Source organism: Dysosmobacter segnis (genome assembly GCF_014297285.1).
GTDB classification, from domain to species: Bacteria; Bacillota; Clostridia; order Oscillospirales; family Oscillospiraceae; genus Oscillibacter; species Oscillibacter segnis.
In genome coordinates, this window is sequence record NZ_JACOQI010000128.1 from 1 (window position 1) to 502 (window position 502).

A 502-nucleotide genomic window follows, 5' to 3' on the forward strand; every position below is an offset into this window, starting at 1 on the left:
ACAGGGTCTAAACGGTGTAAACCGCAAGATAGCCTGACTGCGAGGCTGAATCGAATATGATACAGCGCACGATGAAGCCGAAGCAACTCAGCTTGGTGGATTTGTGCGCTGCTTTTGTAGAAAGGAGATGACCATGAAAATGAAAAGGCTGTTCACACTGGTACTTTCGCTGATGATGATTTTGTCACTTTCAGCTCCGGCCTCCGCTATTGATGGAGAGAATGTTTACACCAAGGAAGAAATTAGTTCTATCAACGAGGTTAATGTTGCAAAGTATGCAAAGAGTTTTGTGGAAACAATTGATAGCACCGCAGATGTTACAGCAGGAAATGTTCTAACTATGTATAGCGAAAATGAGAATATTTCTGGTTATTGCGTAGACATTCTTGAAGATGGTTATCCCAATGGGTATGTGGTAGTCAAGTTCTCAGATAACGATCCTGTTGTTTCCGAATTTTCGCTTGGTGAGAATATAAGAAATCCGTATGCGAAGATTATGGAG

1 protein-coding gene is annotated in these 502 nt (G+C 41.6%); it reads left to right on the forward strand.

All coding sequences use genetic code 11. The features are described 5' to 3' along the window. Positions 1-133: 133 nt before the first annotated feature. A partial coding sequence (locus H8Z83_RS19375; RefSeq protein ID WP_187016513.1) for a hypothetical protein occupies positions 134-502 on the forward strand: 369 nt, incomplete at its 3' end.